Source organism: Solitalea longa, from assembly GCF_002920915.1.
GTDB lineage: Bacteria > Bacteroidota > Bacteroidia > Sphingobacteriales > Sphingobacteriaceae > Solitalea > Solitalea longa.
In genome coordinates, this window is sequence record NZ_PQVF01000001.1 from 511236 (window position 1) to 527254 (window position 16019).

Sequence of the window (16019 nt, forward strand, 5' to 3'; positions counted from 1 at the left end):
TTGCCATGTAATAGCACTTTAGTAGCAAAGTCTAAAGAGGCTCCTTTTAGTTTTGAACTTAATGAATGGGGGGAAGTAGCTTCTGTAATTTTGAAAATGGGTTTTGATCTGAAAAAGAGCAATTTGCAATCGGAGTGTAAGCAAATAAAAATCGGACTTGCGTAAAAAGATTAAAATAGTATTTTTGCGCACTCAATATAATACAAATGGCAAAAAATCAAGAGAATAATCAACCAGAATTGGGTGGTTTAGACTTACAAGGGCAGTTCGGAAAGACAGAACAATTTGTTACGGAGAATAAAAAAAGCCTTTTGATTATTCTGGGCGCGGTGGTAGTAATGGGCGGTTTGTTCATTGGTTGGAACCTTTATCATAAGAGTCAGGATAAAGAGGCACAAGACCAAATGTTTAGAGCCGAGCAATATTTTGAAACTGATTCTTTGAACAAAGCCTTAAATGGCGATGGAAACTATCCTGGTTTCTTAAAGATCATTGATGAGTACAGTGGTACAAAATCAGCAAATCTTGCTTATTACTATGCAGGTATCTGCTACCTTAAAAAAGGCGAGTTTGAAAAAGCAATTGAAAGCTTAGAAAGCTATACTTCAAAAGATGAGATCACTTCAGCTACTGCATTAGGAGCAATTGGTGATGCATACAGCGAATTAAAGAAATTTGATAAAGCTGCTGATTACTACAAAAAAGCGGCTGATAAAAAGCTTCAGAACTTTTCACCAATGTACCTGATGAAATTAGGTATGATCTACGAAGAGTTAAAACAGGGTGATAAAGCTGTTGAGGCTTATAAAACAATTAAAACCGAATACAGTGATTCACAGCAAGCACGTACCATTGATGAGTACATTGCTCGTGCTGAAGCTAAACTGTAATAGTTTTGTTTTAATAATGATATTTAAAACGGTGAACGGTATTTAAGCTGCTCACCGTTTTTAGTTATATGCTTTTCTTTAAGCCTGATTTTTAAATCAATTAATTATCAACTGAAAATGGCAACCGCATTTAAAAATTTATCTGATTTTTCATCAACAGAAATACCTTCGGCATCGGGTCTTAAATTTGGGATCGTGGTTTCGGAGTGGAACTCAAAAGTAACAGGTGCTCTTTTAGAAGGGGCAATAAGCATTTTAAAAAAATACGGCGCGGCTGAAACAGATATTGCTGTGCATTCAGTTCCCGGTACGTTTGAATTGAGTACCGCCGCTCAATTATTATTGGAGTCGGCTGATTTTGATGCAATCATTTGTTTGGGTTGCGTGGTTCAGGGTGAAACAAGGCATTTCGATTTTATCTGTGATGCCGTATCACACGGAATTACCAATGTGGCCTTGAAGTACAACAAGCCGGTTATTTTTGGAGTTTTAACCACTGATAATATGCAGCAAGCCATTGAACGCTCGGGTGGTAAGCATGGTAACAAAGGCGATGAAGCTGCCGTTACCGCTATCAAAATGGCCGATTTAGCTAAAAAATTGAAAAAATAATAACCTGAAAGCAAGTTTTCCGTATAAATGGTTATTAAATCTCTATATTAATTGAACAACATTTGTTCAATTTAATAAAGCAGCTTTTTACCATTTAATCAAACTTGCATTCAAAAAATGAAGAAATCAGCCATTTTAGTAGTTCTTACTTGTTTCTTGTCAGGTATTGTACTCGACTCGTGCTCGTCGCACCAATGCCCGGCTTACAGTTCAGTATATAAAGCTAAAGCTGTAAAATCAAAAGGTAAAAAGAAAGACAGATTTAAGGACTAATTATTGCTTTTATCTTTTTATTAAAGGAATTTTACTTTCTTAGACTTTCTATTTAACTTAAAAAATTAAACCCAAACATAATGAAACGTATTGCCGTTATCTTAATCTGCACGTTTTTAGCAGGAGCAGTTTTAGAATCATGCCGCAGTGGCGAAAAATGCCCGGCTTATTCCACAGTTAAAAAAGGGAAAAAATCTAGATATTATTAATGGATTGGATAGAGCTTACCTCAGCAGAGCAGTTAAAACAAATTAAGGAAAAGCATGGCTATAGCATTATTTTTAAGCATAGCACGCGCTGCTCTATTAGTTTATTTGCAAAAAGAAGATTTGAAAATGGTTGGGCAGACTTGCCGGCCAATACTGAGGTCTATCATCTCGATTTGTTAAGCTATCGACCTATATCAGCCGAAATTGCAGAGATCTTTCAGGTGCATCATCAATCGCCTCAACTATTACTGATTAAAGACGGTGAATGTATCTATGAAACCTCGCACGGAGAAATTAGTGTAACGGAAACAGTAGAACAAATGACATTATAAATAAAAAGACCCTTGAAAATTAATTCAAGGGTCTTTCTTTTATAGCTGTTTCTATTATTTCTTAAAATACAGGGCTTCCAATTCTTCAACACTTGGCATATTGCTGAAACTCCATTTATTAATCACCGTTCCTTTTTTCATCAAAACAATTCCAGGGTTGGCTCGAACCATTGATTTCAACGGCACTGCATCACCAAAAAAGAATTCATAATAGATATTATGTTCATGGCGGAAAGTATCCGCTGCAAGTGGTGTTGCCGAAGTAAGTCCAACGGTACGCGAATGATATTTCTCGGTCATAAGCGTTAATTTATTTAATTCGAGCTGGATGCTCTTGTTTGCTTTCTCAAGATCATACTCCACCACCCAAAATGAATATTCAGGATCTTCCAAAACCACCATTGTAACATCATTGCCGTCTTCATCACTTAATTTAAAATCGCTGATTGGCACTTTATACCCTTCCTTCACTAAAACAGGTTCCGATGCTTTTACATACTCCCAATCCGGATTGTTATAAACTTTCGTAGAAATGTATTCCTTGTCGGTCCATTCTTTAACCACGCCTGTTTTTTTGTTTTTAAGGGTATAAATTATTTTATACTCATCAGCAGGAGCGCCTTCAGGAGCTTTCATTAACGAAGGCAAATTGTTGCCAATTTTGTAGGGTAGAAAATCGATTACCGGTAAATACTTGTATGTGTAAAAACCAAACCCAAAGCTAAACAGGATGGCAATTGCCAGCGTAATCCATGAGCCTTTGTTACTGAAAATGGGTTTTATTTTATCGGTATTGAAGAAGATCAGTAAGATCATCAGCATCAGCACCATGTCTTTGCCGAACGACTGCCAAGGAGTTAGTGGTATAGCATCGCCAAAACAGCCGCAGGTTTTTACTACATTAAAATAAGCTGAGTAAAAGGTCAGGAATCCAAAGAAAATAGTTAATAATAATAATCCCCAGGTGGTTTGTTTGATCTTTATGCCAAATAATAAGGCTACTCCAAGAATGATCTCAAAGGCACACAGCAACATAGCCAGTGTAACGACAAATGAGTTGAAGGCTGTTAAATGGAAAACCTCGAAATACTCTTCGAGCTTATACGAAAAGCCTAAAGGATCATTTTGTTTGATCAGCCCCGAAAAGATAAATAGTAATCCGACAAAAATCCGGAAAATGTTGGTTAGGTATTTCATTGTTTTTTAGTCGTAGTCTATGGTCGATAAACCACAGACATTGTTTTTGGTTAAATTATGAGCCATAGACTATTGTCCATGGACTTGATGGTCTTTTAATTATAAGCTTCTAATTTGATGAGCGCAAAAACGGAATAATTTATCATGTCCTGGTAATTGGCTTCTACACCTTCAGATACCAATGTGAGACCTTTATTGTCTTCTATTTGTTTAACGCGCAGTAATTTCATCAAAATTAAATCAGTTAATGAACTTACACGCATATCGCGCCAAGCCTCGCCGTAATCATGGTTTTTGTCTTCCATTAAGGCTTTGGTTTCGGCAATTTTAAGGTTGTACAAGCGCTCCACTTCTTCGAAAGGTAATTCTACCGGGTCGTTTTCTGTTAACTCAAGTTGAATTAAGGCGATCACGCAATAATTAATAATGCCGATGTATTCAGGAATAATTCCTTCGTTAACCTTGCTCACTTTCTTTTCTTCAAGCGTGCGAATGCGCTGAGCTTTAATAAATATCTGGTCGGTGATTGATTCGGGGCGGAGAATGCGCCACGCGGTGCCATAATCTTTGGCTTTTTTTAAAAATAGCTGTTTGCAATTATTTATAACCGAATCGTACTGAGTACCTGTAGTAGTTTGCAAAATGATGATGGTTTTAGTAAAAGCCTAATAGATTTCGAGCAAAAATACACTATCGGCTCAAAACTAAAAATTGATGTTGATGCATCAATTTAAAACAGGTAACAAATACGTTGTATGCGGAGAGGTAGGTATAGAGCGAAGATGTTAGAAACGATATTTAAAATTAAAAGGGTGAAACAGTTTATTGAAGAAATACCAACGTTAGCTTTCAATAAAATAGTTGCACCCTTTGCTGATTATTACTTAGTGACAAGTTGTACTTCAATTGCACTTAGTCCTTTAGGTCCCTTTTCGGTTTTAAAAGTAACCCGGTCATTCTCTTTAATAGGATTGATTAAGCTGTTGATGTGTACAAAAATACTCTCCTGGCTGTCATGGTCTTTAATAAACCCGAAACCTTTAGAGGTATTAAAAAATGTTACTGTGCCTTTTCGAGTCTCCTGACCGTCTTCAACGTTTTCGGTTCTGGCAACAGCAATTTGAATGTCTTCTGAATTGATTTTAACTTTTTTGGAGGGATCTGGAGGGGTGGAAGTAATATTTCCATTCTCATCAACATAGGCCATCATGTCTTCAAGACTTTTGCCTTTGCTAGAATTGGCTTTACGCTCTTCTTTCTTTAGTTCTTTATCCTTTTGTTTTTTTAATCTTTTCTTTTGATTTTCTTTTTTGCTAAAGGTTTCTGAGGATTTACCCATGTAATTGATTTTGATTTATATGCTGCAGTTTCTCTGCTCCGCAAAGATAGTTATTATGGTTGGAAGATTTTGATTTTTAATTAGTTAAATAAAAGTTTGTGGCTGGCGATGTAAAATATTTTGTTTCCGGTTATAATAAGATACTAGTCAGTCGATTAAGTTTAGAATTTAGCTGGGTTGAAAAGTATATTAACAGCATAGCGTTAACCTATATCAATTCAAATAGCTAATTTAGGCCGTGAACAATCTTTCAATGCACAAACATACCTTTTTCAATAATCGGACTACCCTTAATTGCAACGGTCGCTTGCTCAACCTGTCAACTCCTAAAGTGATGGGGATCCTGAATATTACTCCTGATTCTTTTTTTGATGGTGGAAAGTATACTTCAGTAAACGATTCTCTTCATCGTTGTGAGCAACTGTTAACAGATGGGGCGGATATTATTGATCTAGGCGCCTATTCTTCTCGTCCCGGTGCTGCGGACGTTGCAGAAGTGGAAGAGATCGGCAGAATTGTGCCTGTGCTTCAAGCTATTCTTAAACAATTTCCGCAAGCAATACTTTCAATAGATACGTTCCGGTCTGAAGTGGCAAAGGTGGCTGTCAATGAAGGAGCCTCGATAATTAATGATATTTCAGGAGGGGAGCTCGACAGTAAAATGTTTGAAACCGCTGCCCAGCTTCAGGTTCCTTACATTTTAATGCATATGCGCGGAACTCCCGACACCATGCAAAAACTTACCGATTATGATGATCTGCTTAGTGAAATGGTGCGGTATTTTGTTGAAAAAGTACATAGGTTACGGTCATTGGGGCTTAACGATATTGTGCTCGATCCTGGTTTTGGTTTTGCGAAAACCATCGAACAGAATTACAAATTATTGGGGCATTTAAGTGAGTTTAAGATATTTGATCTCCCTTTACTTTCCGGCATATCGCGTAAATCGATGATCTATAAACTCTTAGAAACAGACGCATCACAAGCACTAAACGGTACTTCGGTTTTAAACATGGTTTCGTTACAGAATGGGGCCAACATTTTGCGGGTTCACGACGTAAAAGAAGCGGTGGAGGTTCGCAAGATATTTTCGATGCTTAATAATAGTTATTGATAAATTGTGAACTGTAGCAATACGATAATTCCATACTTTCACGTTGGGAGCCTTGAAATATAAATTTAAACTATGGATTCATTTGATTTGGTGTTCTCTAATTTCGGCATATTTGATCTGATTGATATTATACTGGTTGCTATTTTAATTTACCTGTTCTACAGTTTATTAAGAGGTACCATCGCCATCAACATACTCATCGGTTACCTGCTCATTTATCTGTTCTACTGGTTAGTTAAATCGTTGAACATGCGTTTGCTTACGCTGCTGTTCAATGGGTTTTTTCAGGTGGGAGTAATTGCACTTATTATTGTCTTTCAGCCTGAAATAAGAAAGTTCTTATTGATGATTGGCAAAAATTTCAAACTTTATCGAAATGAGTACTGGTACCGCTTTTTTGTTCGGAATAAAACCATACAAAAGGAAGTTGGATCTGCTCAGATAAAACCGATTTTGGATGCCTGTAAATCAATGCAGGAAAATAAAGTGGGAGCCTTGATCATCTTTGCAAAAAATTCAGAGGAAGAACATTTTTATAAAAACGGGGAAGAAATTGAAGGCACAGTTTCCAAGCGTCTTCTCGAATCAATATTTAGTAAAACCAGTCCCTTACACGATGGAGCCGTTATTATATGTGAGGGAAGATTGATGGCGGCGGCTTGTATTTTGCCATTGACCGATAATCATGATTTACCCGCTTATATGGGTTTGAGACACCGTGCGGCTTTGGGTATTTCTGAAGTGGCTGATGTGGCGGCGCTGGTAGTTTCTGAAGAAACCGGAAACCTTGCCTATGCGCGTCAGGGTAAAATTAAATCCAATATTTCATTGCAGGAGCTGGAGAAAAACCTGCGAAAAGATTTGATATAAATTAACCAGAAAGGTGAACCGTATCGAAGAAAAAAGTCCATGAACCCTCGTCCATGGACTTTTTTCTTTTAAGCCTTTGCTTTTTTTAAGTTAGGCAGAAATGCAGTCAATAAACCAATAAGTGGTAAGAACGCACAAACATGATAAACATGTTGAATGCTGGTATTATCGGCAAGGCGACCTAAAAGCGCTGAGCCAATTCCTCCCATTCCAAAAGCAAAGCCAAAAAACAAACCTGCAATCATACCAACTTTACCCGGTATTAGTTCCTGTGCATACACCAATATGGCTGAAAAAGCGGATGAAAGTATAATACCAATGAATACGCTCAATACCCCCGTCCAGAATAGGTTTGCATAAGGCAACATCAATGAGAATGGTGCAACACCTAAAATAGAGATCCAGATCACGTATTTACGTCCAATCCGGTCACCTACCGGTCCGCCAATAAAAGTTCCTAAAGCAACTGAAAACAGGAAGATGAACAGGTATACCTGTGAGCTTTGTACCGAAAGATGAAATTTATCCATCAGGTAAAAGGTATAATAACTGGTCATGCTGGCCATGTAAAAGTATTTCGAAAAGATAAGCACCATAAGAATAGCAATTGAAAAAGCTATTTTCGTTTTTGATAAATGCTGGGCTGAATTCAGACTGACCTTCTTTTTCGCTTTAATTCGATGCGTATTTTGCTGGTACCATTTGCTGATATTAAGCATAACAATAATAGCCAACAGCGCTGCTAATGAAAACCAGATCACGTTAAACTGCCCAAAGGGAACTATAATGGCTGCCGCCAGCAGTGGACCTATTGAGCTGCCGGCGTTTCCTCCAACTTGAAATAGAGACTGAGCCATTCCATGTTTACCACCTGCAGCCATATGGGCTAAGCGGGAAGCCTCCGGATGGAAGATGGCCGAGCCAACACCCACCATCGCTACCGAAACCAGTACCATTGGAAAACTATGTGCAAAGGCAAGGTTTACCAAGCCTAACAGTGTGCAGCTCATGCCTATTGCAAGTGAATAGGGCTGCGGACGTTTATCGGTATAAATACCTACCAGCGGTTGCAAAATAGATGCTGAAAGCTGAAAGCATAAGGTTATTAAGCCAATTTGACTGAAACTTAATTTAAGCGAGGTTTTTACAAGCGGATAGATTGAAGGGATCAGCGATTGCATGGTGTCGTTCAGCAAATGCGAAAAACTTAAAGCCAGCAATATAGAGTAAACGGTGTTTTGGGCGGTTGAATTCACAACCTCGATCGGGGATTTTTCGATGGTCTCTGTTTGAGCGTCAGTTGTCGTCATATCTTCTGATATTTTAATGGAATATTATAGACGGTTAATGGGTTTATTTATAATTAACTTCTATTACTTATTGTTTACTTCAAAGTGAATATTCACTGCCAGCGTTACAGCACTTTTTACCTTTTGATCGATAATAACTTGCAGCAGGGATGCATGAATATCCTGGGATGCAACAAAAGCTGCAGTGTTTTATGCAATTGCAGTTTTATTCCCCTTCCGCAATAGCGATACTAAATTCAATATAGGACTGTTTACAGTCTCCCACATTGGCGCTTTCTTCGTATCATTTGGAGGATATAAAGGTCAAACAAATTGAAGAAGAGATGCAAGTAAAAAACCAGTTACGATTACGACGGTCAAAGAATGATGGAAAAGGAAGATTTTGTAGAGCTGTGGGTAGTCGACGATTTTGAAATTCCTTCTTATCAGGCTATAACTAACTTGTGAAGAAGGAAAGTCTTGAGGCACACTTACTATTGTTGGTGTGCCTCGAGATTTAATTAATCATTATTGATCTTAACGTTGTATTTCCCTTTTTTTAATATTTCTATAATAAATCGACATTGTTTTCTGGCATCTCCAAGTTGAATTGTATAGCTTATTTCACAGTGCAATGGATAAAAATGATTACGTACTCCAAATTTCTTCCCATTCTGAAAAACCTGTCCCGATGTGTTTTCAATCTTTAAATCAGAAGGAAGGTAATCTGTAAAGGCACTTTTAATTGAAAATAGGATGTCGCATTCATTATCTTCTGCTTTTAAATTTTCGTCAATTGAATAATTAAAGATCCCTGTTGAAGAACTAACTCTGTAGCTATCGCCTGAAGTTTCTGGTTTAACAGGCCCAACATATTCATCATTTTTCCAGTATCCTGTCATAACTTGCTTCTTGCCATTTATTTTATACGAAAACTTCCCTTTGCCTTCCTTTTTTCCTCTCTTCCAAAACCCTTCATAAACATTCCCATTCTTAAACGTATAGGTACCAACTCCATCTGGCCAGCCGTCCTTAAACTCTCCAACATAAACATCCTCCGTACCAATGGCTTTGCCGCTTCCATCGGCTAATCCATTTAGGCAACTTCCTTTATACTCATTTGAGATCTTATCAAGAAGAACGCGGCATGTTTCGGTTTGAGCTTTTGATCCTTTAGTAATAAACAGGATAATAATCATTAGGAGGAATCCTAAATGAGCTTTTTTTATTTTCATGGTTTTAAAATTTTCATCTGTAGCATAAAGCCCTGTAACGGTTCTTTTTCCTTCCAAATTTGAGCGCTTTTAGAAGTAGATACCAAAGCCAAAATTAATTAAAAAAATAAGCTTACAACATTTCAATCAGCCCTCATTGCTCACAAATGGCATTAGTTAAAGAGTTAGTCTTATTATTCCGCGTGTAAAACGTTTATATTCAGTTTAAAACCTCTTATAACAAAAAAGCCGAAGATGGTTCTTCGGCTCCAGTATTTTATTCAAATGTTTTTCTTAGCAATATTGCTCAAAAGCACCTACTAAATTTTCGGCGATCATTTGAGCCGGACGGCCTTCGATATGATGACGTTCAACCATATGAACTAATTTGCCATCTTTAAATAAAGCCATTGAAGGTGATGATGGTGGATAAGGCAACATAAACGCACGTGCTTTGTCAACTGCTTCTTTTTCCATGCCGGCAAAAACGGTAACAATTTTACCTGGTTTTTTTTCGTTTTTAACGGCTAAACGAGCAGCAGGACGAGCATTGGCAGCCGCACAACCGCAAACAGAGTTCACTACTACAAACACAGTTCCTTCCGAAGCGATTGCTTTTTCAACATCATCGGCGGTCATTAATTGTTCAAAACCATCATTGGTTAATTCCTCGCGCATCGGCGCAACCATGTATTCTGGGTACATAATATTATAAGTCTGATAATTGAATGCAAAATTAATAGGAATAACTTAAAGTTGACGTAATTGTTTTGTCAAAAACCGAAACATGTGGTTTTGTTTAATCTTGCTATTTTAGCTAAACCGTTTCTTCTTTATCAAATGCACTTAAGCAATCTTTTTACTGAAACTTGGCACCAGATTCCGTTTACCACTTTGCTGCTGGCACTCGGTTACATTATTGCTTTTTTCTTTTCCGTGATCATTATTTCCGAAAACCGAAGCCCTTCAAAAACAATTGCCTATTTGCTGATCTTTTTCCTGTTACCGGGCATCGGAATTCTTATTTACTATGCGTTTGGTGAAAATTATCGGAAGAAAAAGCTCTACCGCCTAAAAGCTCATGAGGATGAAAAGCTGCAACGGAGGATAAATAATTACGTTTATAAGCTGTCAGAGGATAATTTGCTCGAGTATTCGGAGAAGTTGAAAGATTATGAACGGCTCATCCGTTTGCTTACTTATGAAGGTCGTTTACCATTAACGGACAATAATAAGATCACGCTGCTTATTAATGGGGAAGAGAAATTTCCTTCCCTATTTGATGCCCTGGAAAATGCACGGCACCATATTCACCTTGAGTATTATATTATTGAAGAAGGCCTGGTGGTGGATCAGCTTTTTGAGATATTGATCCGAAAGGTGCAGGAGGGTGTTTTGGTAAGGTTGATCTATGATGACTTTGGATGCTCTTTAAGCAAGAAGTTTTTGAGAAGGGTTAAGGAAGCGGGCATTCAGGCTGTGCCTTTTTACAAGATCAATATTCCTCTTTTTTCAAACCGGCAGAATTATCGTGATCATCGGAAGATCGTAGTTGTTGATGGTTTAGTGGGTTTTGTAGGAGGGATAAATCTTTCTGATAAATACGTAAATGTGGGTATTGAAAATGAGCTCTTTTGGCGCGATACGCATCTGAAAATTGAAGGTGAGGCAGTACGCTCGCTGCAATTGTTCTTTGCTTTGAACTGGAGCTTTTGCTGCGAAGAAGAGTTGTTCTTTCAGCATGAATACTTTCCGGATGTTAAGGCCGTAGGTGATCAAATGGCTCAAATTGCGGTTAGTGGTCCTGATTCCGATCAGGCCAATATTATGCTTAGTTATCTTTCAGCAATTAACAACGCTAAAAAATCTATTTATATCACCTCACCCTATTTTATTCCTAACGAAAGCATTGTTAATGCGTTGAAAAATGCTGCTTTAAGTAAGCTAGATGTAAGATTACTTGTTCCTGGTCGTTCTGATTCAAAGTTTGTAGGAGCGGCCTCCCAATCATATTATGAAGAGTTGCTCGAATGTGGGGTACGTATTTTTAGGTACCGAAAAGGTTTCGTGCATGCCAAAACCATGGTTGTTGATGATTTAATTTCGATGGTTGGAACGGCCAATATGGATATCCGTAGTTTCGAACTTAATTTTGAAGTAAATGCTATTGTTTTTGATGAAGCCATTAACCAGCAGTTAAAACAAGCTTTTTTAAATGACCTTGCCGAAAGTCGCGAAATTTCACCCGCTTATTGGCTTAAACGCCGTTGGTTTAAGCATTTCTTCGAATCATTATGTCGTTTGCTTTCACCGATCCTGTAGGCTTTGTTTTTATTCCCCTCTTTTTTTAAAAAAAATAATCTGCAGATAATCAATTAGTTGAATGTAAAGTGGCCAATTCAATAGTTTAAACATTAGTTATCATTTTTAAATTTCAGATTAAATTCTAAATTAGGACTTTATACGCGGGAGCTTTGGGATACTGTAAACGCGGCATTTAAAAACCTAAGTTAAAGGGGCAATTTCTAAAGGCTCGTTTAAATGTTATTTAAAATGAATTCGGTTAAAGATTAAAACCTTCTGATGTTTGGCAAAACGCTTTCTTGAAATTTGTAGAACAAAACGCTCCTCTTTTCGAAGAATGACCAATGATTTTTATTGGTTATGGCATCAATGATATAGAAGCATATTGACCCTTTCATATATTAAATTTTAGGTTTTTTGTCGTTCGGCTGTCTGGAGGAGACAGCCGGACAGACAATTTAACCACCCTGAATTACCCAAAAAACATCATTCCGTTATTTTTCCTTGTAAAAAACTGATCGCTTTTTCAGTAATTTCTGAAAGGTTATCCTTAAAATAAGCCAGCAAAACTTCTGAAAATTGATTTGCCGCAGTAATTTCAATATGTCCAACATCCGGCAATTGATTGTTCTTAACAAAACTTGTAGGCAGGATGGAGCTTCCCAAGCCATCACTGATCAACTGAAGAATAGAGTTAACATTGTTTGATTCATGTGTTACCCGGGGCTCAAAACCATAAGCTGCACATAATTGCAATAAAGTTTCATAGTAGTAGGGTGAGTGATCTTTATTAAAAAAGATAAAGGTTTCATTGCTCAAGCTTCTCATTTCTTCTTCTGTAGTAATCTTAATTCGATGCATGTTGAATACTAAGGAAAAGCTATCCTGAAACCACTGTTCAATTCTTAAATGCGGAGATTTAAGTGGTCCACGGATGATTCCCAAATCGAGTTTTCCTTGTTCCAGGGCTGCTATTTGTCGCGATGTTGAAACTTCGTATAGCCTGAAATTAACGTAAGGATATTGTGCCGACAGGTATTTGATCAATTCCGTAATATGGCCTGAAAATGTGGAGCTTATGTAAGCAATTCTAAATTCACCGCTAATGTTGTTCCCTATTTTTTGCGTTTTCAACGCTATCCGCTCCAGCGATTGCAATAATTGCCTTGCTTCTTTTTCAAAGTATTTTCCAGCTTCGGTGAGTTCAACCCGTTTATTGTTTCGGTGAAACAAACGTGTGCCAAGTTCATCTTCTAATTCTTTGATCTGCCGGCTAAGTGGTGGTTGTGAGATAAACAGTTTGTCTGCAGCCTTTATAAAGCTTAATTCTTCGGCCAATGCCAGGAAATACTTTATATGCCTTAATTCCATAAATACTTAATAGGTATTGTTAATTGGCAAATTAAGTATTTTTAAGTCATGAATGATATTGTTAATCTTGCTTAAACAAAAAAGCATATGAATAAATCAACAGTAGCTGAGATCAGGGAGCGTTTTGATAATGACGTCGAGCGTTTCTCAAATTTAGATACGGGTCAGTTATCAACCATCGATGCCAAAATTTCGTTAGAGCTAATTACCGAATCTGCAAAACGCATTGTGCCTAATGCCACAACTATATTGGATATAGGATGCGGCGCAGGCAATTACTCCTTGATGATGCTTTCTAAATTGCCTAACCTGAACTGTACCTTGGTTGATTTGAGCAAACCTATGTTAGAAAAGGCTTATGAACGGGTTTCGGCACAAACAACCGGCAAGGTGGATGTTATTCAATGTGATATTCGCGAGGCTGATTTAAGCGACAACCAGTTCGATATTATTTTGGCCGGTGCTGTTTTACATCATTTACGCGATGATGCCGATTGGGAGACGACTTTTATCAAATTGTATAAATTGTTAAAGCCCGGAGGTTGTTTAATGATATCGGACTTAATTACACAGGATACCGAATTGTTAAACGAATATACCTGGGAGCGCTATGGCGACTATTTGGAAAACATCGGAGGAGAGGAATATCGGCTGAAAGTGCTGGATTATGTAGCCAAAGAAGACTCGCCACGATCTATGAATTATCAACTTAATTTAATGACAAAAGTAGGCTTTAGCAGTGTGGAGATTTTGCATAAGAATATGTGCTTTGGTGCTTTTGGAGGGATTAAATAAAAGAAACTATTTTTCTGCCTATGGATTAACATTTTCGAGCTTGCAAGAAAAGGGCCTTGAATGATCAGTTCAGAGCCCTTTTGCGTCGTATTAAATTGATATAGAATGATATTCGAAAAATATTTATTGAAAAACGAATTTAATTTATTGTTTTTCAATAAATAATTATTGATATTTGAAATACAAACTTTATTATCAATGTTATGAAACTAACTGCTAAACCTAAAACGAGAACAGAACAAATTCTCTCGGTAATGCATATCCTCGCTTGGGTTGCATTTGTGGCATTTATGATTGAAGCAGGAGCCATGCTTTTTTCCTTTATTGTGAGTTGTTCAAATCCCGAAGGGGCAAAGAACCTTTACAAAGGATTAAATTATTACGATCTGCGCCAAATGAACTTTTGGTATTATACGGGCGTTGTTTCGTTCAAGGTTTCCATTGTGTTAATGAAAGCATTCGTTTGGATTCTTGTTATTAAACTCTTTTCAAAATTCAATCTCGAAAATCCCTTTAATATGGAAATCGTAAAGATTTTGGAGAAGATCAGTTACATGTTGTTTTCAATATGGTTGGTGGGCATGACCAGCAGTGGCTATACTGCATGGCTAATGAAACTTACCGGAAAAATGTACGGCGACTGGGTGGCAGGAGAGTATATTTTCATGGCGGGACTCATCTTTATCATTTCGCAGATATTTAAACGGGGTGTAGAACTCCAATCAGAAAGTGATTTAACAATTTAAGTTATGGCTATTATCGTAAACCTTGATGTGATGATGGCCAAGCGCAAAATGTCACTTAACGAACTTTCGGAGAAAGTAGATTTAACATTGGCCAATCTTTCCATATTAAAAACAGGAAAGGCTAAGGCTATTCGCTTTAGCACGCTCGAGGCAATTTGCAAAGCCTTGAATTGCCAGCCCGGAGACATACTTGAATACACAGATGAATAAGAGTCTGGTACTCTGCTAAAAAAGTTTACCTATCTTGCTGATAGGTAAACTTTTTAATTTAACTATGAAAACCATAATTACGCTGGCATTTACCTCCATTCTACTAGCTTGCTTTAATCAGCAAAAACCGGCCGAAGGTTTAAAGATTACTCACCTTACCGGTGATTTTTATGTGTATACCACTTACAAAAACTTTGGTGGTACTATTATCCCATCAAACAGTATGTACTTGCTGACCAAAGCCGGCGTGGTAATGTTTGATACACCCTGGGATACTACCCAATTTCAACCTTTACTCGATAGCATTGAAAAACGACATCATCAGAAAGTGGTGTTGGCCATTTCTACCCATTATCACGCTGATCGTACTGCAGGACTGGAGTTTTTAAAATACCGAGGAGTTAAAACCTATACCTCAAAACAAACCTACGACTTGTGCAAAACGCATAACGAAAAGCAGCCTCAGTATTACTTTATCAACGATACTACCTTTACAGTTGGTGAGCATAGGTTTACTACTTTTTATCCCGGAGCAGGGCATACCAAAGACAATATTGTGATCTGGTATCCAAAGGAGAAGATACTTTATGGAGGCTGTTTTGTAAAAAGTACTGAAAGTCCTGACTTGGGAAATGTGGCTGATGCAGATGTTAAAGCCTGGCCCACTAGTGTAAAAAATGTGATGAAAAAATGCCCAGCCCCACGGTTCATTATTCCCGGGCATTTTAGCTGGGAAAACCCTAAAAGCTTGGATTATACACTTCAGCTTTTAAAAGATTATAAGCCCGGAGATAAATAAAAAGTAAGAGGCACAAACATCGAAAATTGATTGTTTGTGCCTCTATATCTTAACAAGCACACTGAATTTTTTGCCCGTTTTCTGCGGTTACTTGGGTTCCTTCTGTGGCATAGCCATCAAACTTCCACCACTCAATTCCTCCAATCAGTTCTTTTACTTTAAAGCCTAACCGAGCCATATTTAAAGCACCTTTTGTTGAAGCGTTACAACCTATTCCATCGCAATAGGTAACGTATAAAATATCCTTGTCTAAATGCTGGGTAGTTTCCAAATTCATTTCGCGATGAGGAATGTTAATAGCCAATGGAATATGCTCTGCTTCAAATCCAAAAGCTTTTCTGGCGTCAAGGGGAACGATTTTTTCTCCACTGTTCATTGCTTCGAACAAATCAGATGGATCCATCTCAAAAGCTAGTTTATTCTCATAATGTTTAATTTGTAAATCCATAGTGTAA

General features: G+C 37.5%; 19 protein-coding genes. 11 read left to right on the forward strand and 8 right to left on the reverse strand.

Going from position 1 to position 16019, the window contains the following annotated elements; genetic code table 11:
• Positions 1 to 206 precede the first annotated feature (206 nt).
• The 4 genes from C3K47_RS02335 to ytxJ all read left to right on the forward strand — a co-directional run bounded on the left by C3K47_RS02335 (position 207) and on the right by ytxJ (position 2316).
• Positions 207 to 890, forward strand: coding sequence for a tetratricopeptide repeat protein (locus C3K47_RS02335; RefSeq protein WP_103787458.1), 684 nt, complete (start codon positions 207 to 209; stop codon positions 888 to 890).
• Positions 891 to 1007: 117 nt separating this feature from the next.
• Positions 1008 to 1502 carry a 6,7-dimethyl-8-ribityllumazine synthase gene (gene ribH, locus C3K47_RS02340; RefSeq protein ID WP_103787459.1) on the forward strand — a complete coding sequence of 165 codons (495 nt, stop codon included), beginning with the start codon at positions 1008 to 1010 and terminating at the stop codon, positions 1500 to 1502.
• A gap of 117 nt (positions 1503 to 1619) precedes the next feature.
• Positions 1620 to 1775: a hypothetical protein gene (locus C3K47_RS19435; protein ID WP_165784610.1), complete on the forward strand. Its 156-nt coding sequence runs from the start codon at positions 1620 to 1622 to the stop codon at positions 1773 to 1775.
• 208 nt (positions 1776 to 1983) lie between these two features.
• On the forward strand, positions 1984 to 2316 hold the full coding sequence (ytxJ, locus tag C3K47_RS02345; RefSeq protein ID WP_103787460.1) for a bacillithiol system redox-active protein YtxJ: 333 nt from the start codon (positions 1984 to 1986) through the stop codon (positions 2314 to 2316).
• Positions 2317 to 2370: 54 nt separating this feature from the next.
• On the opposite strand, the gene C3K47_RS02350 is transcribed toward ytxJ, so the two are convergent.
• The 3 genes from C3K47_RS02350 to C3K47_RS02360 all read right to left on the reverse strand — a co-directional run bounded on the left by C3K47_RS02350 (position 2371) and on the right by C3K47_RS02360 (position 4852).
• Positions 2371 to 3513 (reverse strand): BT_3928 family protein, encoded by a 1143-nt coding sequence (locus tag C3K47_RS02350; RefSeq protein WP_103787461.1) that lies wholly within the window; start codon positions 3511 to 3513, stop codon positions 2371 to 2373.
• Between the two features lie 95 nt (positions 3514 to 3608).
• Complete coding sequence (locus C3K47_RS02355) at positions 3609 to 4160, reverse strand: DUF1599 domain-containing protein (RefSeq protein WP_103787462.1); 552 nt, start codon at positions 4158 to 4160, stop codon at positions 3609 to 3611.
• Between the two features lie 233 nt (positions 4161 to 4393).
• Entirely contained in the window at positions 4394 to 4852 is a 459-nt protein-coding gene (locus C3K47_RS02360; protein WP_103787463.1) for a cold-shock protein, read from the reverse strand.
• Positions 4853 to 5105: 253 nt separating this feature from the next.
• Here C3K47_RS02360 and folP point away from each other — a divergent pair, with 253 nt between their 5' ends.
• Complete coding sequence (folP, locus tag C3K47_RS02365) at positions 5106 to 5966, forward strand: dihydropteroate synthase (protein ID WP_103787464.1); 861 nt, start codon at positions 5106 to 5108, stop codon at positions 5964 to 5966.
• Between the two features lie 72 nt (positions 5967 to 6038).
• Positions 6039 to 6836 carry a diadenylate cyclase CdaA gene (gene cdaA, locus C3K47_RS02370; RefSeq protein WP_103787465.1) on the forward strand — a complete coding sequence of 266 codons (798 nt, stop codon included), beginning with the start codon at positions 6039 to 6041 and terminating at the stop codon, positions 6834 to 6836.
• Between the two features lie 68 nt (positions 6837 to 6904).
• Here cdaA and C3K47_RS02375 read toward each other — a convergent pair whose 3' ends face one another.
• From C3K47_RS02375 to C3K47_RS02385, 3 genes are all read right to left on the reverse strand, one after another.
• A complete protein-coding gene (locus C3K47_RS02375) occupies positions 6905 to 8146 on the reverse strand; it encodes an MFS transporter (RefSeq protein ID WP_103787466.1) in 1242 nt (413 codons plus the stop codon).
• A 500-nt stretch (positions 8147 to 8646) separates the two neighbouring features.
• On the reverse strand, positions 8647 to 9360 hold the full coding sequence (locus C3K47_RS02380) for an MORN repeat-containing protein (RefSeq protein WP_133159314.1): 714 nt from the start codon (positions 9358 to 9360) through the stop codon (positions 8647 to 8649).
• 273 nt (positions 9361 to 9633) lie between these two features.
• A complete protein-coding gene (locus tag C3K47_RS02385; protein WP_103787468.1) occupies positions 9634 to 10044 on the reverse strand; it encodes a BrxA/BrxB family bacilliredoxin in 411 nt (136 codons plus the stop codon).
• Positions 10045 to 10179: 135 nt separating this feature from the next.
• Between C3K47_RS02385 and cls the strand changes: the two genes are divergently transcribed.
• On the forward strand, positions 10180 to 11661 hold the full coding sequence (cls, locus tag C3K47_RS02390; RefSeq protein WP_103787469.1) for a cardiolipin synthase: 1482 nt from the start codon (positions 10180 to 10182) through the stop codon (positions 11659 to 11661).
• A gap of 468 nt (positions 11662 to 12129) precedes the next feature.
• Here the strand turns inward: cls and C3K47_RS02395 are convergent, their stop codons facing one another.
• Complete coding sequence (locus C3K47_RS02395) at positions 12130 to 13014, reverse strand: LysR family transcriptional regulator (RefSeq protein ID WP_103787470.1); 885 nt, start codon at positions 13012 to 13014, stop codon at positions 12130 to 12132.
• An 87-nt stretch (positions 13015 to 13101) separates the two neighbouring features.
• Here C3K47_RS02395 and C3K47_RS02400 point away from each other — a divergent pair, with 87 nt between their 5' ends.
• The 4 genes from C3K47_RS02400 to bla all read left to right on the forward strand — a co-directional run bounded on the left by C3K47_RS02400 (position 13102) and on the right by bla (position 15564).
• Positions 13102 to 13809, forward strand: coding sequence for a class I SAM-dependent methyltransferase (locus C3K47_RS02400; RefSeq protein WP_103787471.1), 708 nt, complete (start codon positions 13102 to 13104; stop codon positions 13807 to 13809).
• Between the two features lie 203 nt (positions 13810 to 14012).
• Positions 14013 to 14555, forward strand: coding sequence for a DUF2975 domain-containing protein (locus C3K47_RS02405; protein WP_103787472.1), 543 nt, complete (start codon positions 14013 to 14015; stop codon positions 14553 to 14555).
• A 3-nt stretch (positions 14556 to 14558) separates the two neighbouring features.
• Positions 14559 to 14765: a helix-turn-helix domain-containing protein gene (locus tag C3K47_RS02410; protein ID WP_103787473.1), complete on the forward strand. Its 207-nt coding sequence runs from the start codon at positions 14559 to 14561 to the stop codon at positions 14763 to 14765.
• Between the two features lie 73 nt (positions 14766 to 14838).
• Positions 14839 to 15564 carry a BlaB/IND/MUS family subclass B1 metallo-beta-lactamase gene (bla, locus tag C3K47_RS02415; protein ID WP_394341675.1) on the forward strand — a complete coding sequence of 242 codons (726 nt, stop codon included), beginning with the start codon at positions 14839 to 14841 and terminating at the stop codon, positions 15562 to 15564.
• A gap of 49 nt (positions 15565 to 15613) precedes the next feature.
• Here bla and C3K47_RS02420 read toward each other — a convergent pair whose 3' ends face one another.
• The gene (locus C3K47_RS02420) at positions 15614 to 16012 is read right to left on the reverse strand and encodes a rhodanese-like domain-containing protein (protein ID WP_103787475.1); all 399 of its coding nucleotides are present in this window, start codon (positions 16010 to 16012) and stop codon (positions 15614 to 15616) included.
• Positions 16013 to 16019 lie beyond the last annotated feature (7 nt).